The 7,086-nt window shown below is 46.0% G+C and carries 7 protein-coding genes; 2 read left to right on the top strand and 5 right to left on the bottom strand.

Annotated elements, in window-relative coordinates; genetic code table 11:
* Together IQ242_RS12310 and IQ242_RS12305 are read left to right on the top strand one after the other, a co-directional pair.
* Nucleotides 1-961, top strand: a 961-nt coding sequence (locus IQ242_RS12310) for a DNA gyrase C-terminal beta-propeller domain-containing protein (RefSeq protein WP_305070279.1), incomplete at its 5' end; no start/stop codon positions are given.
* Between the two features lie 3 nt (nt 962-964).
* Entirely contained in the window at nt 965-1,648 is a 684-nt protein-coding gene (locus IQ242_RS12305) for a YdcF family protein (RefSeq protein WP_193960171.1), read from the top strand.
* A gap of 132 nt (nt 1,649-1,780) precedes the next feature.
* On the opposite strand, the gene kdpC is transcribed toward IQ242_RS12305, so the two are convergent.
* From kdpC to kdpB, 5 genes are all read right to left on the bottom strand, one after another.
* Complete coding sequence (gene kdpC / locus IQ242_RS12300; RefSeq protein ID WP_193960170.1) at nt 1,781-2,425, bottom strand: K(+)-transporting ATPase subunit C; 645 nt, start codon at nt 2,423-2,425, stop codon at nt 1,781-1,783.
* A 167-nt stretch (nt 2,426-2,592) separates the two neighbouring features.
* A complete protein-coding gene (gene kdpF, locus IQ242_RS12295) occupies nt 2,593-2,799 on the bottom strand; it encodes a K(+)-transporting ATPase subunit F (protein ID WP_193960169.1) in 207 nt (68 codons plus the stop codon).
* A gap of 40 nt (nt 2,800-2,839) precedes the next feature.
* Nucleotides 2,840-3,772, bottom strand: coding sequence for a DNA cytosine methyltransferase (locus tag IQ242_RS12290; protein WP_193960168.1), 933 nt, complete (start codon nt 3,770-3,772; stop codon nt 2,840-2,842).
* On the bottom strand, nt 3,769-4,869 hold the full coding sequence (locus IQ242_RS12285; protein ID WP_193960167.1) for a HindVP family restriction endonuclease: 1,101 nt from the start codon (nt 4,867-4,869) through the stop codon (nt 3,769-3,771). The genes IQ242_RS12290 and IQ242_RS12285 overlap by 4 nt, the downstream gene beginning before the upstream one ends.
* Nucleotides 4,869-7,028: a potassium-transporting ATPase subunit KdpB gene (gene kdpB / locus IQ242_RS12280; RefSeq protein ID WP_193960166.1), complete on the bottom strand. Its 2,160-nt coding sequence runs from the start codon at nt 7,026-7,028 to the stop codon at nt 4,869-4,871. Before kdpB ends, IQ242_RS12285 begins: the two co-directional genes overlap by 1 nt.
* Between the last annotated feature and the right edge of the window lie 58 nt (nt 7,029-7,086).

Here is a 7,086-nt window from a genome sequence, read left to right as displayed (position 1 = left end):
GAATAAAGTTAAGAAAAAATCTGAGAGTGAGAATGCACCGAGTTTAAGCCTATTTACGCCCCAAGAACCCCCAGAAAATGCGATTTTATTGCTTGATGCCGAAGATAAAATTAGTTGGACGACACCGGAAGAGCGAGCGCCGGACCGGGGTTTAATTATCTATCAACAGGCGATCGAAAAACGGGAAAATTTCCTAGTTATCCTCGATAATGCCAAAGCTTACCCGATTGCTATCCGGGAAGTCCCCCCGCAAGCGAATCAACCGGTGTTAATCTCCAGTCTGCTGACCAAAACCGCCCAAAAAGAGTCAGAAGCGGTGTTAAATCAATTTTTCTTGACAGAACCTCAAAAAAATCAAGAATTGCTTTTACTGAGTCAACAGGGTCGAATAAAGCGACTTCCCATCAATGAATTAGAGGGGGTTGGTAGTCGGGGTTTGTCCCTGATGAAATTGAAAGAAGACGATCGCCTATATGGTGCTATTTTTACTCACGAGGGCCTGGACTTAGCGATCGCCACCAGTAGCGGTCGGGTGTTGCGTTATCCCGTGCGCGAGGAATTATTGCCAATTATGGGTAAATCTGCCCAGGGTTTGGCAATTTTGCGATTGCGCTACGGGGAACATCTAGCTGGTTGTGTTTCTCTCCCTCATCGGGAAAATCTGCTGCTGATTTCGGGATTGGGTTACGGGAAAAGACTGGCGATCGAGAATTTACGTCTATCACAATTAGGCGATCTTGGTTCACCTGCTTTACAATTCGTTAACAAACAGGATAGTTTAGCGGCTATGGTAGCGGCGCGGGCGGGGAGTATAGTGTTATTAAGTACCAATCAGAATCGAAAACTACCCTTAGAGGTGGAAACTGTGACAGTTACGGGTAAAGACGGGACAGGTTCACAATTAGTCAAACTCAACCCCGCAGAAAAAATTATCAAAGCACAATTGTTACACCATCTCTAAACAATGGGGAAAAAAACGAAAAATTTTGCGCGTCAACACCGGCATGGGCAAAGATGGTTAAAACTAACTCTGATTGCGGTTTTTGGGTTTATTATCCTTAATCTAGCGATTAATTTAGCCGTCCGCTTGCCAATTAATCAACAAAAACCCGTTGATGCCATCTTAGTTTTGGGGGGCAGCATTCGTCGGGAAATTTATGCAGCTAATCTGGCCCAGCAATACCCCAATATACCGATTTTGATTTCCGAAGGCTCGAAAGACCCCTGTATTTTATTACTATTTGAACGGGCAAAAGCGCCAAAAACTAACGTCTGGTTAGAAAAGTGTGCTAATTCTACCTTCGGCAATTTTTTCTTTGCTGTGCCAATTTTAAAACAATGGGGAGTACATAAAGTAAAAGTTGTCACCTCTCCGACTCATTTACCTCGCGCTCAATGGTTAGCAGCAATTCACTTGCAATCCCACGGTATAGCAGTAGAAATCGATGCAGTCCGAGAAATTGGTATTCCGGGTAATCACGAATCAAAGCTAAAAACTGGGTTAGATGTGACTAGAAGTATAATTTGGGCTTTTGTCGGACAATTAATCTCTCCCCCCTGTTGGCAAGTCATTCCCTTAAATTCCGTTGATTTAGAAGCTTGGCGCGATCAAGGTTTTCAATGTGAATCTCAAGGTAAGATCAGGTAAAAAATCCTCTCCCAGTTAGTTTTTTAGCGGCTGTACTCCATGTTTGTAAATCTACTAAGTTGGGGTTTTTAAAGGCAAACTCTCTCTTCCCACTTTCCTATACCTTTTAAACAGGATTTAGTATCAGAGGCCCTATCGGGTATTTGCGATCGCATCTAGAGCCAGATTCAGTTTCAGCACGTTAACCCCCGGTTCGCCAAAGATGCCGAGAAAGCGCTCGTCGGTATTTTTGGTAATCAGGATCTCTACTTGATTCGGCGGTAATCCCCGCACTCGCGCCACCCGCTCGATCTGCGCTCTGGCGGCCTCTGGGGTGATATGGGGATCGAGACTCGATCCAGAGGTATATACTAGATCCGCGGTGGGTTTAATTCCCGTCTTCTCTAATCGGGGAATCTCCCCCTTTATAGCTTTTGCCAGATCGGTATCGGGTTTTCCTTTAATTCGCTCGATCAACAGGGGGTTACTGGGAGCTAGGTTACTCGCTCCCGAAATTCCGGTTTGCAGGATCTTGTTAGGATCGTTTTTCGGATCGGCCGTACTGTAGGCGGTGGTACTCGGACGACTATTGAAATAGCGATCGCTGGTGAAAGGTTGCCCAATTAGAGCCGAACCCACCACTTGACCTTGATTATTGGTGATCAAACTCCCGTTCGCTTGCCAGGGAAAAAGAATTTGACCGATGGCGATCATCGAGAAAGGATAGATCAGCGCAGTGATCACCCAGAGAACTAGGGTAGAACGGATGGCTCTACCGGCCTCGCGTGCAAAACTCATAATTAGGGTTTACTGAAAAAGTTTGTTGGTGGAGTTAGGAGTCAGGAGCCAGTAGTCAGGAGTCAGGAGGATTAGGAATAAACCACAATCAATTAAAGAGTCTATTTAGAGATTTTCTGCTTTTTCCCATTTTTGAACTCTCAAAAATTAATTATGCCAGAAATCTCTTAAAACCTCTCCGGTACAAAGATGACAAAGAATAGATAGATAAATAAAGCAAAAGCGACTAATCCTAAAAGGGTTAATGCGAAGGATTGCCCCCTATTTATAGTGCTTCCCGTAGAAGCTTGAACGATGGAGGAGAAAAGAATTGTTAGACAGAAATTTAAGAAAATATACCAGAAAAATCGGTATTTTCTAAGGGATGCTTTCATAAGAATTAGAGTTTTTTGGAGATTTGTTTTTGCCAGTAAATCAAGAAAATAGCTGTAGTTGTCGATAGGTTGTCTTGTTCCCCTTTTTCAATTCATAGTTAAGAATACATTGGCCTACATATCTAGCCAAATTAACAGGAACCGCATTGCCAATCATTTGTTCTAGATTAGATTTTGTTCCTGTAAAAATAAAGTCTTTAGGAAAAGTTTGAATATAGCTTCGCTCCCTCGTTGTTAGCGGTCTTAATTTTTCCTTGAGATGACAAGCATCACCGGGATGTTGTCGATAGGTTTTGGGAACTGGTCGATTTACTCCTCGAATAGTAGGGCTAGGTTCATAAATACTGAATATCGCCCTTCTTTGATAGCTTCTAGGATGTCTATAATAGTATTCTATATCTAATTCTTTGCCCATATAGTCAAATACAGTCAGAGGTTGACTTGATAGATTTTCATTAATTTCATCGATCAAAAAATCATCTTCTTCGTTCATTTTACCGATCAGAAAATATCTTTTTCTAGTTTGAGGAACTCCGCAGTAACAAGAATTAATAACTTTTCCAGTTAAACCATAACCATGACTTTTAAAAATTTGTTTTGCCTGAGTGAGTATTTTACTTTTCTCAATTCTATCCACATTTTCCATAACGAACCATTGGGGACTTACTCTAGTTACAATTTCAGCGAATGTGAGCGTTAGATTCGCTCGTCCTAAACCCTCGTCTCTCTTACCAGCACTGGAAAAGTCTTGACAAGGGGGGCTGCCGACAATAATCTCAGGATTATATTGAGCCAATATTTCTTGATTAGATTCTCTAGACAAATCGACATTAAATATCGGATGACTAAAGTTATTGCTATAGACATCTATAGCAGGTATCCAATTATCAAATGCAGCCACAATAGTAAACCCCGCTTTCTGGAAACCTAAAGATAAACCACCACAACCAGCGAATAAATCGATTGTGATCATTTTGCTCCCTCCTCTAAATTAAACAAATCGGGTGAATTATAAATAATAGCATCAAATCGCCTTTCAGGACTCAATAAATTTTGTCCACCTCCTAAAATAATTTCTCTTATTTCTGATTTGTTAATTCTGGGTCGCTGCAAAATTTCTGAACGCATATACCGGTTGGTAATTTTGCCGCTTAATGCAAACGCCTTATCGTTTTTTGTATTGTACGAAAGTTGATCGATTATTTTTCTATGATTGATGCGCCCCTGTTTGCTGAAATCGTCAAGCATTTTGAACAGCCATATCGCAGAACGTATTTGTCTGGAAATACTTTTTTCTATTCTCGCTTCAAATTTAGTCAGATCTACGAATAGCCGAGTGAAAGCTAGATCGCTCCAAACGAACACATCTAAACATTGCTCTGCCAATTTTGAAGATTTGCCTTCCGTTTTCCAGATAGGCTGTATTAAAAATGGTTGTTGATAGGGCAATAAATCAAGCGATAGTCGGTCAATAACGCCAACTATTGATAGTAAATAAGGCATTACCTCTCTCGGTTCTGTCCAGTCTTGAATAGAATCGAAATCACTACCGATAATCTCCTGCAATTTTTGTATATTTTGCCTAATGTGATTAATTATACTACAGGCGAGATACACAATGGTATCTGGTCTAACCACTATTTCACATCCATAACGAATATCTTCTAAATCACAAGTTGTATTGTCTGGTAAAGCGGTTAATTTAATTTCGAGACCTCGAAGACAATTACCGTTATCTATTCTCTGGGTTACTAGATCGACTCTAGGCAAACTACCGATTACAAATTGATTATACGGCGTAAATTGACTCTCGAAAGCATAAAATAAATTATCGGAATCGGGAGCTAGACCGTATAACTCTTGTGTACTTAACTCCGCCGGTTGAATTTTTAAATTTTCATCAAGTTTCAGATATACATTTTTCAGTCCTTTCCAATCCAAGTAAGCGCACAAAGAAGCTGGAAATGAGGAGTTAAATTGATTTTTCCCCCATGTTTCTTTTTGGGTAAAATCCCGATTCGAGTGCTTCAATCCGAATAAACTAGGCTTAAATATTGCCGATTTTCCCATTACCTCAACCCGATCGCTGAAATTATCTCATCAATAATCTTAATAGCAATAAACGGCGCAATCATGCCTCCCACGCCGTAGATGAGGATATTGCGCCGCAATAGTTGGTCAGCAGTGAGCGGGCGAAATTGAACGCCTTTAAGTGCCAGGGGAATCAAAACGGGGATAATCAGGGCATTGTAGATCAGGGCCGAGACGATCGCCGATTGAGCGCTTTTCAAACCCATAATGTTTAAAGCACCGATCCCGGCGGCGGCGAAAATCGTCGGGATAATGGCGAAATACTTGGCGATATCGTTAGCTACCGAAAACGTGGTCAGGGCGCCGCGGGTAATGAGTAACTGTTTGCCGATGGTCACTAAATCGATCAGCTTGGTCGGGTCGGAATCGAGATCCACCATATTGGCCGCCTCCTTCGCCGCTTGGGTTCCGGAGTTCATCGCCACACCGACATTAGCCTGGGCCAGTGCCGGTGCGTCGTTAGTGCCGTCCCCCGTCATGGCAACTAACTTGCCCTGGGATTGCTCGCGACGGATCACCTCGATCTTATCTTCCGGGGTGGCCTCGGCGATAAAATCATCCACCCCCGCCTCTGCCGCGATCACCGAGGCCGTGATCTGGTTGTCGCCGGTGAGCATGATCGTTCTCACCCCCATGCGCCGTAATTGGTCGAAACGCTCTTTTAATCCCGGTTTCACTATATCTTTGAGATAGATCACCCCGTAGATATCGTTACCCCGACAGACGGCCAGGGGAGTTCCCCCCAAACGGGAAACCCTTTCCTGGGCCTGATCGAGGCTGGCGGGAACGGAACCACCCCTAGAACGGACGAAACCTTTAATCGCTTCTACGGCCCCCTTACGGTATTCCTCGCCGTCCCTATCGGTGCCGCTCATGCGGGTACGAGCCGAGAATGGGATTGCCTCGCCGGGTTGGCCATCGAGGGGGAGGTTTGCGCCCAAATTCCGGGCTAAGGCAACGATCGAGCGTCCTTCCGGGGTTTCGTCGAAAAGGCTGGCCGCTAGACAGACCTGGGCTAATTCCTCCAGGTTATGACCGTTGGCCGGGATAAATTCGTCAGCCAGCCGGTTTCCGAGGGTGATCGTTCCCGTTTTGTCGAGAAGGAGGGTATTTACGTCACCGCAGGCTTCCACCGCACGCCCAGAGGTGGCGATGACGTTGAACTGAGCCACACGATCCATCCCAGCGATGCCGATCGCGCTCAATAAACCACCGATCGTCGTGGGAATGAGAGCGACGAGGAGGGAGATCAAGATGGCGATACTGGAACCGGCCCGAAAGGTATTCGCAACCGCCGGCCCGAGGCTCGTTTCCAGGAAACCAGCGATATAGTTCCCGATCGGCGGAATCGTGGCCACGACAATTAAAAAGACTTGGGTTAACACGGCTAGAAGTACCGTCAGCGCGATCTCGTTGGGGGTTTTTGTTCGCTCGGCCCCTTCCACAAGGGAGATCATGCGATCGATAAAACCCTGGCCGGGATCTTGGGTGATCCGCACTGTCAACTCGTCCGAGAGAAGCCGCGTACCGCCGGTGACGGAACTGGCGATGTCGGTGCCGGGTTGTTTGAGGACCGGGGCCGATTCTCCGGTGATCGCCGATTCATCCACCGAACCGATTCCCTCGATCACTTCCCCGTCGGCGGGAATCACGTCCCCGGCCACCAGTTTTACCCGATCGCCCCGACCCAAGGCCGTGGAACTGACCGACTCGATCGAGCCGTCGGCCAGGATTTTTCGGGCGGTTGTGTCGCTGCGGGTGGAGCGCAGGGCATCGGCCTGGGCTTTTCCCCGTCCCTCGGCGATCGCCTCGGCGAAGTTGGCGAACAGCACCGTGGAGAAGAGGATCAGGGTGATGATGCCGTTAAGTAGCCGTTGTTGTCCGCTGTCTGCGGCGATTGTGCCGAATAGATTCGGGTCGATCGTGACCAAGGCCGTGACGATCGTTCCCAACCAGACCACGAACATGACTGGGTTACGCACGGCGATGCGCGGGTCGAGTTTAAGGAAGGACTCTCGGATCGCACGTTGATAGAGACCTGTCCGGTTTACCTTGGGGGTATGGCGGCGGTCGTCCCGGCGACCTCTCGGCACTCGCAACGGTCGGGGGGACTTAGAATTTCCTTTGTTCGTTCTCATAAATTGTCTAGGGCTGGTTGAATCAATCTAAAAACCTTGTTGGGTAAGACTTTTAGAC

It is taken from the genome of Microcystis sp. LEGE 08355 (assembly GCF_015207185.1).
Classification (GTDB): domain Bacteria; phylum Cyanobacteriota; class Cyanobacteriia; order Cyanobacteriales; family Microcystaceae; genus Microcystis; species Microcystis panniformis.
The sequence above is the reverse complement of the archived record's forward strand: the minus strand, read 5'-3'. Positions and strand labels throughout refer to the sequence as shown.

Excerpts from the sequence above, each read along its gene's own strand:
- IQ242_RS12305 (WP_193960171.1), top strand. The coding sequence starts at position 965 with ATGGGGAAAAAAACGAAAAATTTTGCGCGTCAACACCGGCATGGGCAA.
- kdpC (WP_193960170.1), bottom strand. The coding sequence starts at position 2,425 with ATGAGTTTTGCACGCGAGGCCGGTAGAGCCATCCGTTCTACCCTAGTT.
- kdpF (WP_193960169.1), bottom strand. The coding sequence starts at position 2,799 with ATGAAAGCATCCCTTAGAAAATACCGATTTTTCTGGTATATTTTCTTA.
- IQ242_RS12290 (WP_193960168.1), bottom strand. The coding sequence starts at position 3,772 with ATGATCACAATCGATTTATTCGCTGGTTGTGGTGGTTTATCTTTAGGT.
- IQ242_RS12285 (WP_193960167.1), bottom strand. The coding sequence starts at position 4,869 with ATGGGAAAATCGGCAATATTTAAGCCTAGTTTATTCGGATTGAAGCAC.
- kdpB (WP_193960166.1), bottom strand. The coding sequence starts at position 7,028 with ATGAGAACGAACAAAGGAAATTCTAAGTCCCCCCGACCGTTGCGAGTG.